This window comes from Parasphingopyxis sp., assembly GCF_028279465.1.
Lineage (GTDB): Bacteria > Pseudomonadota > Alphaproteobacteria > Sphingomonadales > Sphingomonadaceae > Parasphingopyxis.
On record NZ_JANQNS010000017.1, the window covers coordinates 92,417 to 109,132 of the forward strand.

Below are 16,716 nucleotides of genomic sequence, written 5' to 3' on the forward strand. Positions count from 1 at the left end.
GCCGGGCTGACGGTTATGGTTAGTGTAAAGTTACCCGACGCTTTTGTGCGCTCTGACCGGAATATTCGCGGCCGCCAGCGCCGCGCGGGCTTCGGCGATACTGTACGTGCCGAAATGGAAGATCGAAGCGGCGAGCACGGCGTCGGCATGGCCGTCCCGCACGCCTTCGACGAGATGGTCGAGCGTGCCGACACCGCCCGACGCGACCACGGGCACCGATACGCTGTCCGCGATCGTCCGCGTCAGCGCCAGATCATAACCGTACTTCGTGCCGTCGCGATCCATCGACGTAACAAGCAATTCACCCGCGCCCAACTCGGCCAGTCTTTGGGCGTGCGCTACGGCATCGATGCCGGTCCCGCGCCGCCCGCCATGGGTGAATATCTCCCACCCCCCCTTGCCGGTGGCGCGCGCGTCGATCGAGCCGACCACGCATTGGCTGCCGAACCGTTCGGCCATCTCGCGCACCAGTTCGGGCCGGGCGACCGCCGCGCTGTTGACGGCGACCTTGTCGGCACCGGCCAACAACAGCCGACGCGCATCATCGGGCGTGCGAACGCCGCCGCCCACGGTGAACGGCATGAAACAGACGGCCGCCGTGCGCTCGACGATATGGAGCAGCGTGTCGCGCTCCTCATGGCTCGCCGTGATATCGAGAAAACAAAGCTCGTCGGCCTCGGCGGCATCATAGACGCGCGCCTGTTCGACCGGATCGCCGGCATCGGCGAGATCGACAAAATTGACGCCTTTGACGACGCGGCCATTGGCGACGTCGAGACAGGGGATGATGCGCTTGCGGAGAGTCATTGATCGGCAATCGCCAGCGCCGTTGCGAGATTCAGCGTGCCGTCATAGAGTGCGCGGCCGGTGATCACGCCCTCTATTCCCGCATCGGCGTGAATGGTGAGCGCGTGTATATCGGCGATGCCCTTAACGCCGCCCGAGGCGATGACGGGGATATCGGTCGCTTTCGCCAGGTCGACCGTCGCTTCGATATTGCAGCCCTTGAGCAATCCATCCCGCCCGACATCGGTGAAGAGCAGGGCGGCGACACCCGCATCCTCGAACCGCCGCGCCATATCGATGACGCTGACTTCTGAGGTTTCGGCCCAGCCTTGGGTCGCAACGAATCCGCCCTTGGCGTCCACGGCGACGACAATGCCGCCCGGAAAATCGCGCGCGACTTGCTTGACGAAATCGGGATCGGTCAGCGCGGCCGTGCCGATCACGATCCGCGCGACGCCAAGATCGAACCAGCGCTCGACATCGGCGCGGTTCCGGATACCGCCGCCGAGCTGCACATGGCCGGGGAAGCTTTCGACGATGGATTCCACGGCTTCGGTATTTCTCGCTTCGCCGGCAAAGGCCCCGTCGAGATCGACGACATGGACATGTCCGGCCCCGGCTTCGGCGAATAGCCGCGCCTGGTCGGCCGGGTCGTCACCATAGACGGTAGCGCGATCCATATCGCCCTCGGCAAGCCGTACGACTTGGCTCGCTTTCAGGTCGATGGCGGGAAAGACGATCAGGCTCATGGTTTCCAGTCCAGAAAGCGCGCGAGGAAATCGAGGCCGTAGCGCTGCGACTTTTCCGGATGGAACTGCACGCCGATCATTGTGTCCCGACCGATCGCCGCGGTTACCGGGCCGCCATGATCGGTCATCGCATAGCCGTCCGCCGGATCGGCGAGCGCGACCTGATAGCCGTGCAGGAAATAGGCCTCGCCCGGTTCTATAAGTGGCGGTGCGCCTTGGGGTGTCACGTCATTCCAGCCCATATGCGGGATTTTGAGGCGGGGATCGTCGCTGGCGAGCGGTTTCACGGTACCGCCGAGCCAGCCCAGTCCGTCATGTATGCCATGTTCCTCACCGCGCTCTGCCATCAGCTGCATGCCGACGCAGATGCCGAGAAAGGGGCGCGCCTTTTCCACGGCGGCTATGTGCAGGGCTTCGACCATGCCGGAAAGTGCGGACAGGCCATTCATGCAGGCTGCAAAGGCGCCGACGCCCGGCAGCACGATCCGGTCGGCGGCTTCCACGGCTTCGGCTTCCGCCGTAACGTCGATCGCGTCCGCGCCTGCGGCCATCAGCGCATTATGCACTGATCGCAAATTTCCCGCGCCATAATCGATCAGCGCGATGCGCTCCGTCATCAGCCGAGCGTGCCCTTGGTCGAGGGGATCGCGCCGCCCTTGCGCGGATCGATCTCGCCCGCGTCGCGCAGCGCGCGCGCCAGTCCCTTGAAGAGGCTCTCGCAGATATGATGGTTATTCTCGCCATAGAGCGTTTCGATGTGCAGCGTGATGCCGGCGCTCTGCGCGAAGCTGTGGAACCAGTGCTGGATCAGCTCGGTATCCATCTCACCGAGCCGTTCCTGACTGAAGCCCGATTTCCAGACCAGAAACGGCCGCCCCGAAATATCCAGCGCGACGCGCGAGAGCGTTTCGTCCATCGGCGAATAGGCCGAGCCGTAGCGGCGGATGCCGGCCTTGTCGCCGAGTGCCTTCGCCACGGCCTCGCCGAGCGCGAGCGCGCTGTCCTCGGTCGTATGATGCTGGTCGACATGCAGGTCACCATCGACCTTGAGGTCGATATCGATCAGCGAATGGCGCGAAAGCTGCTCGATCATATGGTCGAGAAAGCCGATGCCGGTCGAAACCGTATAGGCGCCCGTCCCGTCGAGATTGATCTCGACGGCGATATCGGTCTCGCCGGTCTTGCGTGTGATCGTCGCGCTGCGCATGGCGGGCGATATAGCGCAAAGTTACGGTCAGGCAATCATTGCCGTACCGTGCGGCCGTTCCCTCAAAGGCCGAAGACGCGGATGGCGTTGCCAGAGAGGAAAAGCTCCCGCGTTTCCTCATCAAGGCCGAGATCGTCCAGACCATCCAGCGCCTGGGCGGGCATGATCATCGGATAGTTGGTGCCGAACAGTATCTTGCGGCGGCCATGGCGTCGCATGAATTGGATCAGCGCATCAGGGTAGCGTTTCACCGTATAGGCCGATGTGTCGATATAGACATTTTCATGCTTGGTCGCGACGGCGATCGCTTCGTCCGTCCAGGGATAGCCGATATGCCCCGCGACGATGACGAGCTCGGGGAAATCGAGCGCGACCTGATCGAGATAGATGGGGCGGCCGACTTCGCTCGGCATGAGCGGGCCAGTGTGGCCGATCTGCGTGCAAAAGGGCACACCGAGATCGCAACAGGCCGTGTACACCGGGTAGAAGAGCCGGTCGGTCGGCGGTTTTTCGCACAACCAGGGCAGTATGCGGATCGCCTTGAAGCCGAGTTGCTCCACGCAGCGGCGAATCTCCCGCACGGCGGCCATCGGCTGCGATATGTCGACCGATCCGACGCCGATCAGCCGGTCCGGAAATTCCGCGACGAAGCTTGCGACCTCGTCGTTCGAAATGAGATCCCGATGCGGCGCCTGCCAGGCGCTGATCAGCGATCTGTCGATGCCGCCTGTGTCCATGGCGGCGATCGTCGCCGCGATGGGCAGTGGTTCCGTTGGCGCCTCGGTCTTCGTCCAGCGCCGGAGCGAGTCGAAAATCGGATCCTGGCTGTGCCGGAGTGTCGGGTGCTGGGCCCATGCATCGATGATCATGCCGCGCACACTATCGCTCGGGGCGCAAAGCGCAATCGGCGCGAGTTTTGCCGTGATCCGTCAATCTGATGGCTTGACCCTTGCCGCCGACGGGTTCACCAAACCGGCATGAGCGACGAGACGCCAGACAGCCTGATTCCCTATGACGAAATCGTGCAGGAAGCGCTGCGCGCGGTCGTCGGACGGGTGCTGAGCGAAGTCGGCGAGGCAGGCGATCTGCCCGGCGAGCATCATTTCTACATCACCTTCAAGACCAAGGCGCCGGGCGTCGATATCCCCGGTCACTTGCTCGAGCGTTTTCCGGACGAGATGACGATCGTGCTGCAGAAGCGCTTCTGGGAGCTGACCGTCGACGAGGAGGGGTTCTCGGTAGGGCTCAGCTTCAACCAGGTGCCCTCGACGCTGGTTGTGCCCTTTGCGGCGATCACGGGTTTCGTCGATCCGGCCGTCAATTTCGCGCTGCAGTTCCAGGCGCAGGGCGACGACAGCGCACCGGGCGAGCATGACCATGCCGAAAACGATCCACCGGCGACCGAGCCGGTCGAGGACGGGTCCAACGTCGTTGCGGTCGATTTCAAACGCAAAAAATAGAGGCCGCGCCTCCCGTAAAGTTCCGGCCTGACAACAGGGACCTATATTCCATGACCAGCGAAACCCGCACCGAAACCGACTCTATCGGCCCGATCGAGGTGCCCGCCGACGCCTATTGGGGCGCCCAGACGCAGCGATCCTTGCAGAATTTTCCTTTCGCGCCGCATGAGCGGATGCCGATCGGCATCGTCCATGCGCAGGCGGCGGTGAAACAGGCCGCGGCACGGGTCAACAAGACGCACGGGCTCGACGCAAAAATCGCCGATGCGATCGAGGCCGCGGCGACGGCGATCCGCGAGGGCAAGCATGACGGCGAATTTCCGCTGACGATTTTTCAGACCGGCAGCGGCACGCAAACCAATATGAACGTCAACGAGGTGATCGCGGGAATCGCCAACGAGGCGCTCGCCGGCACGCGTGGCGGCAAAGAGCCCGTGCATCCGAACGATCATGTGAACATGTCGCAAAGCTCGAACGACAGCTTTCCGACGGCGCTGCATGTGTCGACGGCGCTGGCGACGCGGGATGCGCTGCTGCCCGCGCTCGATGTGCTGATCGCTTCGCTCACCGCGAAAGCCGAGGCCTGGGACCATATCGTGAAGATCGGGCGGACGCATACGCAGGACGCAACGCCGTTGACGCTCGGCCAGGAATTTTCCGGCTATGCGGCGCAGCTTATCAGCTGCAAGGCGCGGATCGAAGGTGCGCTCGCTGGCAATATCGCGAAGCTCGCGATCGGCGGCACGGCCGTCGGCACCGGGCTCAATGCGCCTGAAGGCTGGGCGACGGATATGGCCGAAGCGATTTCCGATATCACCGGCTTCGCCTTCGAAAGCGCGCCCAACAAGTTCGAGCAGCTCGCCGCCAAGGATGGGCTCGTCTTCTTCTCGGGCGCGCTTAGTACGCTTGCCGTGGCGCTGACCAAGATCGCCAACGATATCCGTTTCCTCGGATCCGGGCCGCGCTCGGGCCTCGGCGAACTCTCGCTCCCGGCGAACGAGCCCGGCAGCTCGATCATGCCCGGCAAGGTGAACCCCACCCAGTGCGAAAGCCTGACCATGGTCGCAGGCCAAGTGATCGGCAATCATCAGGCGGTGACGGTCGGCGGCATGCAGGGGCATTTCGAGCTCAACGTCTTCATGCCGCTGATTGGCGCGAATGCGCTGCGATCGATCGATCTGCTCGCGACCGGTATGACGAGCTTCGCCGAACGCTGTGTCGACGGCATCGAAGCCAATGAAGAGCAGATCGCCGAACTGGTCGGCCGCTCGCTGATGCTGGTCACCGCGCTCGCGCCCGAGATCGGCTATGACAATGCCGCGGCCATCGCCAAACATGCGCATAAGAAGGGCATGACGCTTAAGGAAGCCGGCCTCGATCTTGGCTTGGTCGACGAAGAGACGTTCGACCGGGTTGTGCGTCCGGAAAAGATGATTGGCCGTTAGGGCCGGTCATGGGCAGCGATTGTAAGACGGGCGGAGCGATAGTCGTACCTGTGCTATTGGAGAATCGATCATGAGCCTGATCAGAAGCATGATTGGCGGGGCCATGGGCGAGACGGCGCGCCGCCGGACGGCCGGGCGTGGATTGCTTGGCTTCGGTGTCGGCCTCATCGCCGCGCGCATCGCTACGCGTTCGCTGCCCGGCGCGGCGCTGGTCGGCGGCGGGCTGCTCGCCAAATATCTGTGGGACAAGAAACGCGAACGCGACGCGGCGGAAACCGGCGGCCTCGACGCGCACGATGCCGAAATGGCCATGGCGCGCGCCGAGGGCGAGACCGATATCGCCGCGCCCGATTCGCCCGAGGCTTAGAAGCCGCCTTGCTGACCCGTTAGACGGTATCTACAGCGCCGCCTGCCATTCGCGAATGGCGTCCACCGGCCAGATCAACATGAGCACATTGAGCGTCAGATTGTCGCGGATCATCCAGAGCGTGAACAGTTCGAAAGCGATGGCGATAATAACCGTGGGCCACAGTCCGATGCGCCGCGCGATCAGAAAGCCGAGCGCCATCCAGCCGATATCGGCGACGGAGTTGATGATCGCATCGCCCGAATAGCCAAACGCGGCTGTCGCCTCGCGATAGCGGTTAATGATGATCGGCGAGTTTTCGAGTATCTCCCATGCCGCCTCGATCGCGACGGCCAGACAGAACCACAGGCCGACCGGGCGGCGTCGCAGGAGTAACCAGCCGAGGCCACAAAAGAGGAAGCCGTGGATGATATGGCTCGGCGTATACCAGTCGGCGATATGCTGGCTGTTGTCGGGGCCATGCACGGTCCCGACCCAGAGCTTGATCTCGCCGCATTCGCAGATCGGATTGCGGCCCATCCAGTAGAGGATGGCAGCGGCGATGATTGTGATCGCTGCAGCGATAATCCAGTAGCGGCGCGCGATCTTGCCCTCCCATCTTGACCTCGCGGCGCGCTTGCGCGAACCGACGTCATGGCCGATCCGATCCAGCTTGAGCGCCGCGGGCTGCTCTATGTGCTCTCATCGCCGAGCGGGGCGGGCAAGTCCACCATCGCGCGGATGCTGCTCGCGGGCGATGATGAGATTTCGCTGTCGGTATCGGCAACGACCCGCCCGATCCGCGAGGGCGAGGTGGACGGCCAACATTATCATTTTGTCGATAATGACGCGTTCGACCGGCTCGTGGCGGATGAGGCTTTCCTCGAATGGGCGCATGTGTTCGACCGCCGTTACGGCACGCTCAAGGCCGAGGTGAACAAATCGCTCGATAGCGGCCGGGATGTGCTGCTCGATATCGATTGGCAGGGGACGCAACAGCTGAAGCAGGTCGATCCCGATATTGTCCGCGTCTTCGTTCTGCCGCCGTCTATGGCGGAACTCGAGCGCCGGTTGCGCGGACGGGGCACGGACAGCGATGACGTGATTGCCGGGCGGATGGAACGAGCGGCGGCAGAGATCAGCCATTGGGCCGAATATGATTATGTGCTGATCAACGACGATGCCGATCGGTGCGCGGGGCGGGCCCGCGCGATCCTGCAGGCCGAGCGGCTGCGCCGAAACCGACGGACCGGCCTTGTCGATTTCGTGCGGGGGCTGACGGGGTAACTGCCGCCCGGGCTTTTCAATGCCGCCGATGACGCTTAGCCTCCCGCGGATATTCAGGGGAGGGTTCCATGATCAAAGTCATTCCCGGCGCGATTCTCGCGGCCGTCGCCATGTTTATCATCGGGTTTATTGCCTATGGCCTGCTGGGTTCGATCCCGGTCAGCGATGTCGGCGACAGGGAGGCGGCCGCCATTCAGAGTGTGCTCGCCGAAAATATGGACAATGAGGCGGCGCGCACCGTGCTCGTGCCGTCGGGCTCCGGCGAAGTGCAGCAGCGCATGTATCTCGATGGTCCGATCGCCATGATCCATTACAATCCGAGCGGGTTCGAAATTGGCGCAGGATCGACCATGCTGACCGGCTTCATCCATATGCTGGTCACGGCGCTGATCCTCGGCGCGGCGCTCTATACCCTGTCCGGCCATGTCCGCGATCCGGGCGCGCGGATTTCGATCGTCGCCCTGTTCGGCCTCGCGGCCTCCTTCTTCATGAATCTGGCCGACCCGATCTGGTGGCATCATGACTGGCTCTATCATGGCTATGTCTTTGTCATCGATGCGATAAGCTTTGTCGTGGGCGGCGCGATTATTGCGCGCTGGTTCCTGCCGAAACATATCGCGAGCGACGACCGGTTCGGAGCGGAAGAAAATTAGGCTTAGCACTTGCGTGCAAGGCAATTGCCTGATGCCACGCGATAGCCCTATCAGCGCACCATGCTGACGGTCGCGCTCCCGATCATCGCCTTTTTCACGGCGCTTCTATCGGGCATTTTCGGCATGGCGGGCGGGATGGTGCTGATGGGCGCGCTCGTCCTGCTGCTGCCGGTCAGCGCGGCCTTTGTCACGCACGGGATCATCCAGATCGTTTCGAATGGCTGGCGCACCTGGCTCAATCGCGCTGATATCGTCTGGTCGATTATCGGCTGGTATGCGTTCGCGTCGCTGGCGACGGGCATCGCTTTTTTCGCCCTGCTGATCGAATGGCAGCCGGACCGCACCTTGGTATTCATTGCTCTGGGGCTGGTGGGGCTCTCGGTCTGGATGCCGGCGAAGCGTTTTGCGCTCGATGCGCAGCGGCCGCCACACGCCTTTGCCTCGGGCGTGCTCGTAACGGGCACGAACCTCGTCGCGGGCGTCGCCGGCCCGCTGCTCGATATATTCTTCGTGCGCACGACGCTGACCCGGCACCAGATCGTCGCGACCAAGGCGCTGACCCAGGTCTTCGCGCATCTCGCCAAGATTCTGATTTATGGCGCGCTGCTTGTCATGACGGCGTGCGGGGCAACACTGCCATGGCTCGCCATCCTGCTCGCCATTCCGCTGACATTGCTCGGCACGCGCGTCGGCAAGGCCGTGCTCGATCGTATGTCGGATGCAAGTTTTCTCGGCTGGACGCGCTGGATCGTCAGCCTGATCGGGCTGGTCTATCTGGTGCGCGGGTTAATCGCGGTGTGAGTGGGTGCGAAAACCCTAAACCGGCTGGATAAGTCCGCGCGACATCAGGCGCCGGATCAGGTCGGCCGCATCGGCCTCCGCGATGCCCTCGAGATCAGACCGCGCGAAGGGATCGCCGCTCATAGCCCGGTCGAACGCCGCGCGCTTCGCGCCGACAAATTCGCTCGACCCGCCCCGGGCCACGACCGCGAACTCGCCGCTCTCCTCATCCTCGACGATACGATAAAGCGCATTCGGATCGGCCCGATAGCGTTGATCGTCCGCAATCGGATTGGAGGCGTGCCGGACGATACCGGCCATGTCGGGCGTCCGCGATTTCAGATAGTCTTCGGCGATGATGTCGAGTGGCTCGTCCAGCTCGGCCTTTTCGGCGAGTTCGGCGATGAAGGCGCGGAACAGTTCGCGCGCCGGCCCGCGGTCGAAATCGCGATTGGCATAGCCGGCCGGCAAGGCGCGCCGCAGCCCGTCGGTTTCCAGCGCCGCTTTGGAGATCGATTCGAGCACAAGGTCGGCCCAGGTCTTCGTGACCAGGCCGAGCGTGATATGGAGCGAGGCTTCTTCGTCATGCGCATCGGCATCGTGCATCATGCCGCGCGGGATATAGACGGCATCGCCGGCGCGCAGCACGAATTCGTCGGTCGGATCGCCGACTTCGTGCACGCCGGGCTCGAACCCTTCGCCGCGAAACGGCTTGCCGACCGGTTCGTCATAAATGCGCCAGCTCTTGGCCCCCGACACTTGCAGCACGAATACGTCGTGATTGTCGTAATGGGTGCGGAAGCCCTTGGCGCCCGGCGGCGTCAGATAGATGTTCGTCTGGACCGAAGCGCTGAACACCGGTTCGAGCGCGCGGACGAAATCGCCGAGCGGCTTGTGATAGCTGTGCAGGTGCGGCGCGATGATCGTCGCCTTGTCCTGATAGAGGCGGAGCAGTGCGCTGCGGTCGATCTGGTCGTTGGCGAGCGTGAAGGCGTCACGGGTGATCTGCGGTTCGGCGCGCGTCGCATCAATCTGCCCCTCGAACAGCTGGTTGTTGGCGATAAAGGCATCGAGCACATCGACTGAGACGAGATCGACATAGCGATCGGGTTCGTCGCGCGCGATCAGGTGGACGCTTTCTTCGAAGATATCGGTGAAGAATGCACCGGGGTCGACCGGATCGAGCACGCGCGACAGCGCATCGCGGGATATCTCGGACAGGCCGGGCGTGGGATCATATTTATGCATGGCGTCTTCCAATTATTCGGCGGTGCAGAATCGGCAATCCGTTCGGCACACCGGCTTCGACAATTACTCTCTTTGGCAGGGTGTACGGCCGTGCGCGCAGCTCGGCTAGTTGCCGCGCCCTTGCCCTGCGGGGTCCGCGCTCGCGCCGGTGTCGCTGTCGGTGATACCGCGTACGCTGCCCGGGCCGCCCCGCCCGCCATTTAGAGGGTCGGCGTTCGCGCCGGTATCGCTATCGGTTATGCCGGTTCTGGCGCGGCGGCCTTGGCCGACCGGGTCTGCGTTGGTGCCGCTATCGGTATCGGTCATACCGCTTCCGCCGCCACTCCCGCCGCGGCCCTGTCCGGCCGGATCGGCATTGGCGCCGGTATCGCTGTCGGTGATGCCGCTGCGGTTGCCGCTTCCGCCCCGGCCATTGCCTGCTGGGTCGGCGCTGGCACCAGTATCGCTGTCCGTGATGCCGCTGCGGTTTCCGCTCCCGCCGCGGCCTTGTCCCGCAGGATCGGCGTTCGGCCCGCCATCGCTGTCGGTGATCCCGCTCCCGCGATTGCTCGGGCCGCCGCGGCCATTGCCGGCCGGATCGGCATTGGCGCCGCTGTCGCTGTCGGTCAGGCCGCTTTCGGTCGTCGATGCGCCGCCATTCTCCGGCGACGATCCGGCCGAGCCGGTTTCGCCCGCGCCGGCACCGTCTTCTGGCGCAAGATCGTCCGACGGGTCGGTGCCGCTTGCTTCGCCATCCTCGCTGCCGCCCAGGCCAAGCTGATCGCAGGCACCGGTTACGACACCCATAGCGCCGAGACTGGCGGTTGCGCCGACACGGCTCAAAAAGGATCGGCGATTCAGTTTCGAAGACATTGCGGTTTCCCCTCAGATAAATCCATACAGGCTGCGCATATTATTATGGCGGCATTCACTGCGTGTGAACACCGCCAATCGCGGGGAGCCGAATCCCCTGCGAAGATCGCCCGGCATCGGCGCGGCGGGCCGCATGCCGATGCCGGGCCGTCTTCTAGTCGCTGTCGGTGCAGCCCCGGCCGCGTCCGCCCGGATCGGCCCGGCCGCCCGCGTCGTTGTCGCTGCAGTTGCGGCCATTACCGGCGCGGTCGCTGCCGCCCCGGCCACGACCGACCGGATCGGAATTCCGGCCCGTATCGTTGTCGGTGACCTGCGCACGCGCGGCGGTCGTGCCGGTCACGATGCCGAGTGCACCGATGCTGGCCGTCGCGCCAACACGGCGCAAAAAGGAACGGCGATCTAACTTCTTACTCATGGTCTTCCCCCTTACATACCACACAATGTGGCTCTTCGGTTCGTCGTTAGCGCTTGCAACGGCACACCATAGTGCCGTTTTCGAAGCCCACTAACGATCACTTCCCCGGCCGTAGCCCGCGCTGTCGCGAGTCGACCCGGAATCTGCGTCTGTAATACCCGTGCGGTAGCCGCGCCGCGGTCCCCGGCCATTGCCGCCCGGATCGGCCATGCTGCCACTATCGGCATCCGTATAGCCGGAGCGACCGCCGCACCGGCGTCCGCGCCCACCCGGATCGGCATTGCGGCCGCCATCGCTATCGGTGCAGCCGGAGCTGCCACGGCCGTTGCCCGCCGGATCGGCGTAGCTGCCGGTGTCACTGTCGGTGATACCCGTGCGTCTGCCGCCGCGTCCGTTGCCGGCGGGATCGGCATAGCTGCCGGTATCGCTATCGGTAATGCCGGTGCGTCCGCCGCCGCGTCCGTTGCCGGCTGGGTCCGCATAGCTGCCCGTGTCGCTGTCCGTGATGCCGCTGCGTCCGCGTCCACCGCCGACAGGATCGGCGTAGCGGCCGGAGTCGCTGTCGGTCACGCCGGTGCGGCGCCCGCGGCCTACGGGGTCAGCATAGCGCCCGGTATCGCTGTCAGTAACCTGAAACGCCCGGGCCGGCGTTCCGGCAACCACGCCAAATGCGCCTACGCTAGCCGCTGCGCCAACGCGTCGCAGGAACGATCTACGATCGAGTTTCTTGCTCATGTGCCACTTCCCCCACACAAAATTACTCGCGGCCCGATTGCGCTGTAACCATCCTTCCGAAACCTGTCAAAGACCATTCCCTTAATGCTAATCGCTCGCATTTGCGTTAGATTGCCGATGGTTATGACGGCAGCGAAATGACTCGGCCGCGGCGGTCTGCCGCTTGCTAGAGTTCCGCATTGGAAAAGGCATTGGCCGCATCCGGCGGCTGGGCGGACACCCATCGTAACCGGGGATCGGCCAGGTCGACGGCCTCGCCAAGTTCATAGACATTCGGATAGCCATAACCGTGCAGATTGATCATCGTCTGGATATTGAGCGCCAGCGAGACGGCCTTGCGGACGACGGGCGCGATGTCGTTGACGAAATTATTGTTGCAATAGATGAGGATCGTCCGGTTCGTATCCGGACCGATGGTGGCCGCCAGGCTCTGCGCCGTGAAATCGGGAAGCGGTAGATTAACCGCGCCTTCGATATGGCCATGCGCGAACGCCTCGGCGGACCGCGCGTCGAGCAGCAGGACATCGGGCCGATCGGCCATCTGCCGGAAGATTGCGAGATCGATCAACCGTTCGGCGCGCGATATCTGCACCGCACCGGCCAGCTCGACAAAGGCCGGAAAATCGATCTGCGGGTTGCTCGACGGTTCGATCGCAACGGGCTGGTCGGCGGCGTGCGCGGCCGGACCGCCGATTATCGCCAATAGTGCTAGAGCGGGAATGATGGCGCGCATGAACACTGCCCCCTTTGGCAAGGACGCGCGACCCGGCTAAGTCCATGACTCATCCAAGATGAGCCAGCGCTGAACGGGCCCGGAGATCGCTATGGCACTGAACGACATTGCGCGCGCAATATGCGAAGCCTTGCGGCTGGAACCGCATCCCGAGGGCGGCTGGTATCGCGAGACCTGGCGCGCACCTGAAGATAGCGGCGCGCGGTCGGCGGGAACGGCTATCCATTTCCTGCTGGGTGCAGATGAGCGCTCGCATTGGCACACGGTCGATGCGGCCGAGATTTGGTGTTGGCATGCCGGCGATCCTTTGATGTTGGAGCTTGCAGACGAACGGGAAAGCGATCGCCGGACCGTCACTTTGGGTGCGGACGTTCTGGCCGGTCATGTGCCGCAAGCGATCGTTCCAGCGCATCATTGGCAGGCGGCGCGTTCGGTAGGCGGCAGCGCCGGCTATTCGCTGGTCAGTTGTATCGTCGTCCCTGGATTCGATTTTGCCGGCTTCACGCTCGCGCCGCCGGACTGGAATCCGGGACAATCATAAGCGATTCGCGCGAAATTGCTGCGCAGCATGGCTGCAGCAAGGCATAGAGCGCATAAATTTCATATTATGAATCAGTGGTATACAGAGTTATCCCCGATATCCTCCTAATTCGATGTCATTTTTCGCTTGGCGCGACTCGGGAACGCGTGACACTTTCAATTCGTCGGAAGGGAAAGCGACGGAAGGCAACGACCGAAGCGAGAACGGAAGACCGCAAAACCGGAAAGACTGTGGACCGCGAGCGAAACAGTGTGGAAGGCAGAGCGAGCTGTTTGGAGAATTTTCGCACCGTCATCGTGCAAGCGAAGACACAGCGACAAATAGGAAGAACAGCTAAGGACAGGAAAGACATCTTCGGATATCGGAACTGTCCGCCGTGCCTGAGCGCGGACTGGAAAGCCTTCGGGCGATCCAACCCCGGCGCTCGGCGCAGTGGGGGCTGATCTTCGGATCAGCCCCCATTTTCATTTGGGCGTGACCGCAAGAACAGCTTTCCCGGATACCGGCTGCGGGCTACCGATCGCCTCGTGAATAAACGCACTCTCGACAGCAAGATCTGCGCGACATGCGGACGGCCTTTTGCCTGGCGCAAGAAATGGCGCGCGGTTTGGGACGAGGTGAAATACTGCTCCGAACGTTGCCGCCGGAACCGGAAGGCCGCACGCAAATGAACAACCGTATGCTGGCGATGCTCGCTTATGCCGGAACGCTGCCCTTTGTCGGGAGCGCGGCGCTCACCATATTCGGCATCGACACTGTGCCCACGCTCGGCTCCGGTCCGCAGATCGCGGCCGCCTGGGCGCTGACGATCGCGTCTTTCATCGCGGGCGTCCATTGGGGGCAATATCTGTCGAACGGCGCACGGGCCGGCATCATGCTCGCCATCGTCAGCAACGCGATCGCGATACTCGGCTGGCTTGCCTTTCTGGCGCTGCCGCTGCGCTTCGCTCTGCTCGCCTTCGCGGCGCTGTTCGCGATCCTGCTCCTCATCGACCGACGCTTGCACGAGGCCGGATTTATCGGGCCTGGCTATTGGCGCACCCGACTCGGTGTCACGCTTGTTGTGGTCGCCGCGCTGCTGGTGACGGCGGTGTTCGCGTGACGCGGGTTGCGATAATCGGTGTGGGGCTTGCCGGACTGACGCTGGCGCATGCTTTGCGCGACCGGGCGGCGGTCGCGCTGTTCGAAAAGGCGCGCGGTGTCGGCGGGCGGATGGCGACGCGCTATGCCGATCCGTGGCAGTTCGATCATGGCGCGCAATTCTTCACCGCGCAGACCGAAGCGTTTCGCCGCTTCCTGCAGCCCGCTATCGAAGCGGGCGCGGTCGCCCGTTGGGACGCGCGCTTCGCCGAGTTCGACGGACCGGATCAGGCTGCGCACTGGCAATGGGGCGCGGAGCGGCCGCACTATGTCGGCGCGCCGAAGATGAACGCGCTGGCCAAATATCTCGCGGACGGCCTCGATATCCGCCTCGCGACACGGATCGGTTCGGTCGAACCTGCCGGCAATGCCTGGGCGCTTGCTGACGAAGCGGGCGCCGATCTCGGCCGGTTCGACTGGTGCGTGTCGACTGCGCCCGCGCCGCAGACTCTGTCTCTGCTGCCCGAGAGCTTTGCCCACCGTACTGCCATTGCCGATGCGCCGATGCGCGCCTGTTTCGCGCTGATGCTCGGCTTCGACGATCCGCTGCCCTTCGATTGGGACGCGGCGCATGTCGGCAATGCCGATATCAGCTGGATGTCGGTCAACAGCGCCAAGCCGGGGCGAGACACCGCGCCATCATTGCTCGTCCATTCGACCAACGCCTGGGCCGATGCGCATCTCGACGACGATCCCGAGGCCGTCACCGCATATCTGATCGTCGAGGCGAGCCGCGTCACGGGTCACGATCTCGGCGCCGCCCCGCATATCGCGCTCCACCGCTGGCGCTATGCGAACCTGCCGAAACGCAGCGGCGCGCCCGCGCTGATCGATCCCGCCAACCGCCTCGCGGCCTGTGGGGACTGGTGCATCCATGGCCGGGTCGAAGCGGCCTTTACCAGCGCCACCGCGCTTGCCGGCGCACTCGCCCCGCTGCTCTAGCCGGTGTTACTCGGCTCGCGCCGGGCGCATCTCCGCCGTTACATCGGGCGCGCGATTGTCCATGTCGCGCCACAGCCGCCATTCGCCGTCCGCGCCGCGCTGGAAGGTCAGCCAGCTGCGCCCCATCGCCTCGATCGGCTCGGCGCCTTCGCCGGGCGGCTGGATCGTCATCCAGAAGGGCGCGATCAGATCGGCCCGGTCGCCATCGATTGCCAGTTCCTCCTCGAGAAAATCGATGGTGCTGCGCCAGCCCGCCGCGTAACTCGCGCGGAACGGCGCGAGGATCGCTTCGGGCCCGTCGCGGCGCGGCTGGCCGGCCGTCATCAGTATTGCGTCGGGCGTATAGAGATCGACCATCGCATCGAAATCGCCGGCCTCGTACAGCGCCTGCCAGCGCGCCGTATGCGCGCGCACTGCGGAGAGATCGCGCTGATACTGGCAGGCCGCTTCATATTCCGCGGTGCCGATATCGGGGCCATGGCCCTGATCGTCGAACACGCCGGGGCAGCCATCCCGCTCCGCCTGCGCCCGATAGTCGTCGGCCCAGCCATAATCCTCGGCCGAAGCCGGCGCGGCGATCATCGCCGCCGCCAGCGCCGCCGCGCCTATTGCCCCTGTTCGCATCGCCGTGTCTCCCTATTGTTCGAGCTGCCCGCGCACCGCGCCCGCCGGGAAGGGCTCGTTATGCACGTTGACATAGAAGCCGCCCGGATTGTTGCGGATCTCGCGGCGCAGCGCCGGTTCGATCTCCATGCAGCCATCCGCGCCGCCTGCCGCATCCGGCGTGCCGAGCGTCACGACCACCGGCCCGGCTTCGTCCGCCGCGCCGCGATGAATATGCGCGGCCGTCGCCGGATCGATATCGTCGATCGAGAGCGCATAGCAAAGCTGCTCCTGCTCCTCGTCCCAGTCGAAGGTCGCAATGCCGACGCCGTCCGGATCGCCCGGTCCGGGCACTTCGGCCGCGCCGGTCAGATCGGCGGAGTAGGATTCCTGCGCAAGGGCCGGTCCGGCCAGCCCGAGGGCGCACGCCGCGCCCAACGTGAAGACAGCATGTTTCATAGACACTCTCCCAGACAATTCGAGGCGGCCGCCCCGCGCCGCCGCCCGGTCATGCGGGAGATATACTGTATTTCGCAGCGAAAGGGGAAACGGATTTTGCCGGGCGTTTTCGTTAGAATTTTCCTATCGGTGAATCGGATTTTATTGTCAGACTCGACCTGTCGGTCGAGCGCCGCACCAGCCCGCACCCCCTCCCGACCTCCCAACTAGGGTACACTCAATGGGAGGTCGGGAGGGGGTGCGGGCTGGTGCGGCGCCCGACCGACAGGGCGGGTCTGACAATAAAATCCGATTCACCGATAGGAAAATTCTAACGAAAACGCCCGGCAAAATCC

The 16,716-nt window shown here is 64.0% G+C and carries 23 protein-coding genes; 10 read left to right on the forward strand and 13 right to left on the reverse strand.

The window, feature by feature from the left end; all coding sequences use genetic code 11:
* Positions 1-30: 30 nt before the first annotated feature.
* The 5 genes from hisF to Q0974_RS14160 form a co-directional block, all read right to left on the reverse strand.
* A complete protein-coding gene (gene hisF / locus Q0974_RS14140; RefSeq protein ID WP_299328957.1) occupies positions 31-807 on the reverse strand; it encodes an imidazole glycerol phosphate synthase subunit HisF in 777 nt (258 codons plus the stop codon).
* Positions 804-1,535, reverse strand: a complete 732-nt coding sequence (gene hisA, locus Q0974_RS14145; RefSeq protein ID WP_299328960.1) for a 1-(5-phosphoribosyl)-5-[(5-phosphoribosylamino)methylideneamino]imidazole-4-carboxamide isomerase — start codon at positions 1,533-1,535, stop codon at positions 804-806. Before hisA ends, hisF begins: the two co-directional genes overlap by 4 nt.
* A complete protein-coding gene (gene hisH, locus Q0974_RS14150; protein ID WP_299328963.1) occupies positions 1,532-2,152 on the reverse strand; it encodes an imidazole glycerol phosphate synthase subunit HisH in 621 nt (206 codons plus the stop codon). The genes hisA and hisH overlap by 4 nt, the downstream gene beginning before the upstream one ends.
* On the reverse strand, positions 2,152-2,742 hold the full coding sequence (gene hisB, locus Q0974_RS14155; RefSeq protein ID WP_299328966.1) for an imidazoleglycerol-phosphate dehydratase HisB: 591 nt from the start codon (positions 2,740-2,742) through the stop codon (positions 2,152-2,154). Before hisB ends, hisH begins: the two co-directional genes overlap by 1 nt.
* A gap of 62 nt (positions 2,743-2,804) precedes the next feature.
* A complete protein-coding gene (locus Q0974_RS14160; RefSeq protein WP_299328968.1) occupies positions 2,805-3,611 on the reverse strand; it encodes an amidohydrolase family protein in 807 nt (268 codons plus the stop codon).
* Positions 3,612-3,719: 108 nt separating this feature from the next.
* Here Q0974_RS14160 and Q0974_RS14165 point away from each other — a divergent pair, with 108 nt between their 5' ends.
* The 3 genes from Q0974_RS14165 to Q0974_RS14175 all read left to right on the forward strand — a co-directional run bounded on the left by Q0974_RS14165 (position 3,720) and on the right by Q0974_RS14175 (position 6,014).
* Entirely contained in the window at positions 3,720-4,202 is a 483-nt protein-coding gene (locus Q0974_RS14165) for a ClpXP protease specificity-enhancing factor SspB (protein ID WP_299328969.1), read from the forward strand.
* A 50-nt stretch (positions 4,203-4,252) separates the two neighbouring features.
* The gene (fumC, locus tag Q0974_RS14170) at positions 4,253-5,647 is read left to right on the forward strand and encodes a class II fumarate hydratase (RefSeq protein ID WP_299328971.1); all 1,395 of its coding nucleotides are present in this window, start codon (positions 4,253-4,255) and stop codon (positions 5,645-5,647) included.
* A 70-nt stretch (positions 5,648-5,717) separates the two neighbouring features.
* Positions 5,718-6,014 (forward strand): hypothetical protein, encoded by a 297-nt coding sequence (locus Q0974_RS14175; RefSeq protein ID WP_299328973.1) that lies wholly within the window; start codon positions 5,718-5,720, stop codon positions 6,012-6,014.
* A 30-nt stretch (positions 6,015-6,044) separates the two neighbouring features.
* Here Q0974_RS14175 and Q0974_RS14180 read toward each other — a convergent pair whose 3' ends face one another.
* Positions 6,045-6,599, reverse strand: a complete 555-nt coding sequence (locus tag Q0974_RS14180; RefSeq protein ID WP_299329021.1) for a DUF2585 domain-containing protein — start codon at positions 6,597-6,599, stop codon at positions 6,045-6,047.
* Positions 6,600-6,647: 48 nt separating this feature from the next.
* Here Q0974_RS14180 and gmk point away from each other — a divergent pair, with 48 nt between their 5' ends.
* The 3 genes from gmk to Q0974_RS14195 all read left to right on the forward strand — a co-directional run bounded on the left by gmk (position 6,648) and on the right by Q0974_RS14195 (position 8,734).
* On the forward strand, positions 6,648-7,280 hold the full coding sequence (gmk, locus tag Q0974_RS14185; protein WP_299328976.1) for a guanylate kinase: 633 nt from the start codon (positions 6,648-6,650) through the stop codon (positions 7,278-7,280).
* 68 nt (positions 7,281-7,348) lie between these two features.
* Complete coding sequence (locus Q0974_RS14190) at positions 7,349-7,933, forward strand: hypothetical protein (RefSeq protein ID WP_299328979.1); 585 nt, start codon at positions 7,349-7,351, stop codon at positions 7,931-7,933.
* A gap of 60 nt (positions 7,934-7,993) precedes the next feature.
* Positions 7,994-8,734: a sulfite exporter TauE/SafE family protein gene (locus tag Q0974_RS14195; protein ID WP_299328981.1), complete on the forward strand. Its 741-nt coding sequence runs from the start codon at positions 7,994-7,996 to the stop codon at positions 8,732-8,734.
* Positions 8,735-8,749: 15 nt separating this feature from the next.
* On the opposite strand, the gene Q0974_RS14200 is transcribed toward Q0974_RS14195, so the two are convergent.
* The 5 genes from Q0974_RS14200 to Q0974_RS14220 all read right to left on the reverse strand — a co-directional run bounded on the left by Q0974_RS14200 (position 8,750) and on the right by Q0974_RS14220 (position 12,696).
* Positions 8,750-9,961, reverse strand: a complete 1,212-nt coding sequence (locus Q0974_RS14200) for a cupin domain-containing protein (RefSeq protein WP_299328984.1) — start codon at positions 9,959-9,961, stop codon at positions 8,750-8,752.
* A gap of 105 nt (positions 9,962-10,066) precedes the next feature.
* Complete coding sequence (locus Q0974_RS14205) at positions 10,067-10,813, reverse strand: hypothetical protein (protein WP_299328987.1); 747 nt, start codon at positions 10,811-10,813, stop codon at positions 10,067-10,069.
* A 154-nt stretch (positions 10,814-10,967) separates the two neighbouring features.
* Positions 10,968-11,228, reverse strand: a complete 261-nt coding sequence (locus Q0974_RS14210) for a hypothetical protein (RefSeq protein WP_299328990.1) — start codon at positions 11,226-11,228, stop codon at positions 10,968-10,970.
* Positions 11,229-11,318: 90 nt separating this feature from the next.
* On the reverse strand, positions 11,319-11,963 hold the full coding sequence (locus Q0974_RS14215; RefSeq protein WP_299328993.1) for a hypothetical protein: 645 nt from the start codon (positions 11,961-11,963) through the stop codon (positions 11,319-11,321).
* Positions 11,964-12,129: 166 nt separating this feature from the next.
* On the reverse strand, positions 12,130-12,696 hold the full coding sequence (locus tag Q0974_RS14220) for a rhodanese-like domain-containing protein (protein ID WP_299328996.1): 567 nt from the start codon (positions 12,694-12,696) through the stop codon (positions 12,130-12,132).
* A 91-nt stretch (positions 12,697-12,787) separates the two neighbouring features.
* Here Q0974_RS14220 and Q0974_RS14225 point away from each other — a divergent pair, with 91 nt between their 5' ends.
* The 4 genes from Q0974_RS14225 to Q0974_RS14240 all read left to right on the forward strand — a co-directional run bounded on the left by Q0974_RS14225 (position 12,788) and on the right by Q0974_RS14240 (position 15,319).
* A complete protein-coding gene (locus Q0974_RS14225; RefSeq protein ID WP_299328999.1) occupies positions 12,788-13,237 on the forward strand; it encodes a cupin domain-containing protein in 450 nt (149 codons plus the stop codon).
* A 527-nt stretch (positions 13,238-13,764) separates the two neighbouring features.
* The gene (locus Q0974_RS14230) at positions 13,765-13,908 is read left to right on the forward strand and encodes a DUF2256 domain-containing protein (protein WP_299329002.1); all 144 of its coding nucleotides are present in this window, start codon (positions 13,765-13,767) and stop codon (positions 13,906-13,908) included.
* Positions 13,905-14,339 carry a DUF3429 domain-containing protein gene (locus Q0974_RS14235; protein ID WP_299329004.1) on the forward strand — a complete coding sequence of 145 codons (435 nt, stop codon included), beginning with the start codon at positions 13,905-13,907 and terminating at the stop codon, positions 14,337-14,339. Before Q0974_RS14230 ends, Q0974_RS14235 begins: the two co-directional genes overlap by 4 nt.
* Positions 14,336-15,319 carry an FAD-dependent oxidoreductase gene (locus tag Q0974_RS14240; RefSeq protein WP_299329007.1) on the forward strand — a complete coding sequence of 328 codons (984 nt, stop codon included), beginning with the start codon at positions 14,336-14,338 and terminating at the stop codon, positions 15,317-15,319. The genes Q0974_RS14235 and Q0974_RS14240 overlap by 4 nt, the downstream gene beginning before the upstream one ends.
* A gap of 6 nt (positions 15,320-15,325) precedes the next feature.
* Here the strand turns inward: Q0974_RS14240 and Q0974_RS14245 are convergent, their stop codons facing one another.
* Positions 15,326-15,943 (reverse strand): SgcJ/EcaC family oxidoreductase, encoded by a 618-nt coding sequence (locus Q0974_RS14245; protein ID WP_299329010.1) that lies wholly within the window; start codon positions 15,941-15,943, stop codon positions 15,326-15,328.
* A gap of 12 nt (positions 15,944-15,955) precedes the next feature.
* Complete coding sequence (locus Q0974_RS14250) at positions 15,956-16,381, reverse strand: CHRD domain-containing protein (protein ID WP_299329013.1); 426 nt, start codon at positions 16,379-16,381, stop codon at positions 15,956-15,958.
* Positions 16,382-16,716: the final 335 nt, after the last annotated feature.

Excerpts from the sequence above, each read along its gene's own strand:
- Q0974_RS14210 (WP_299328990.1), bottom strand. The coding sequence starts at position 11,228 with ATGAGTAAGAAGTTAGATCGCCGTTCCTTTTTGCGCCGTGTTGGCGCG.
- Q0974_RS14250 (WP_299329013.1), bottom strand. The coding sequence starts at position 16,381 with ATGAAACATGCTGTCTTCACGTTGGGCGCGGCGTGCGCCCTCGGGCTG.
- gmk (WP_299328976.1), top strand. The coding sequence starts at position 6,648 with ATGGCCGATCCGATCCAGCTTGAGCGCCGCGGGCTGCTCTATGTGCTC.
- Q0974_RS14200 (WP_299328984.1), bottom strand. The coding sequence starts at position 9,961 with ATGCATAAATATGATCCCACGCCCGGCCTGTCCGAGATATCCCGCGAT.
- Q0974_RS14175 (WP_299328973.1), top strand. The coding sequence starts at position 5,718 with ATGAGCCTGATCAGAAGCATGATTGGCGGGGCCATGGGCGAGACGGCG.
- Q0974_RS14245 (WP_299329010.1), bottom strand. The coding sequence starts at position 15,943 with ATGCGAACAGGGGCAATAGGCGCGGCGGCGCTGGCGGCGGCGATGATC.
- Q0974_RS14165 (WP_299328969.1), top strand. The coding sequence starts at position 3,720 with ATGAGCGACGAGACGCCAGACAGCCTGATTCCCTATGACGAAATCGTG.
- hisH (WP_299328963.1), bottom strand. The coding sequence starts at position 2,152 with ATGACGGAGCGCATCGCGCTGATCGATTATGGCGCGGGAAATTTGCGA.
- hisB (WP_299328966.1), bottom strand. The coding sequence starts at position 2,742 with ATGCGCAGCGCGACGATCACACGCAAGACCGGCGAGACCGATATCGCC.
- Q0974_RS14215 (WP_299328993.1), bottom strand. The coding sequence starts at position 11,963 with ATGAGCAAGAAACTCGATCGTAGATCGTTCCTGCGACGCGTTGGCGCA.
- Q0974_RS14190 (WP_299328979.1), top strand. The coding sequence starts at position 7,349 with ATGATCAAAGTCATTCCCGGCGCGATTCTCGCGGCCGTCGCCATGTTT.
- Q0974_RS14235 (WP_299329004.1), top strand. The coding sequence starts at position 13,905 with ATGAACAACCGTATGCTGGCGATGCTCGCTTATGCCGGAACGCTGCCC.
- Q0974_RS14220 (WP_299328996.1), bottom strand. The coding sequence starts at position 12,696 with ATGCGCGCCATCATTCCCGCTCTAGCACTATTGGCGATAATCGGCGGT.
- hisF (WP_299328957.1), bottom strand. The coding sequence starts at position 807 with ATGACTCTCCGCAAGCGCATCATCCCCTGTCTCGACGTCGCCAATGGC.
- fumC (WP_299328971.1), top strand. The coding sequence starts at position 4,253 with ATGACCAGCGAAACCCGCACCGAAACCGACTCTATCGGCCCGATCGAG.
- Q0974_RS14205 (WP_299328987.1), bottom strand. The coding sequence starts at position 10,813 with ATGTCTTCGAAACTGAATCGCCGATCCTTTTTGAGCCGTGTCGGCGCA.
- Q0974_RS14225 (WP_299328999.1), top strand. The coding sequence starts at position 12,788 with ATGGCACTGAACGACATTGCGCGCGCAATATGCGAAGCCTTGCGGCTG.
- hisA (WP_299328960.1), bottom strand. The coding sequence starts at position 1,535 with ATGAGCCTGATCGTCTTTCCCGCCATCGACCTGAAAGCGAGCCAAGTC.
- Q0974_RS14195 (WP_299328981.1), top strand. The coding sequence starts at position 7,994 with ATGCTGACGGTCGCGCTCCCGATCATCGCCTTTTTCACGGCGCTTCTA.
- Q0974_RS14160 (WP_299328968.1), bottom strand. The coding sequence starts at position 3,611 with ATGATCATCGATGCATGGGCCCAGCACCCGACACTCCGGCACAGCCAG.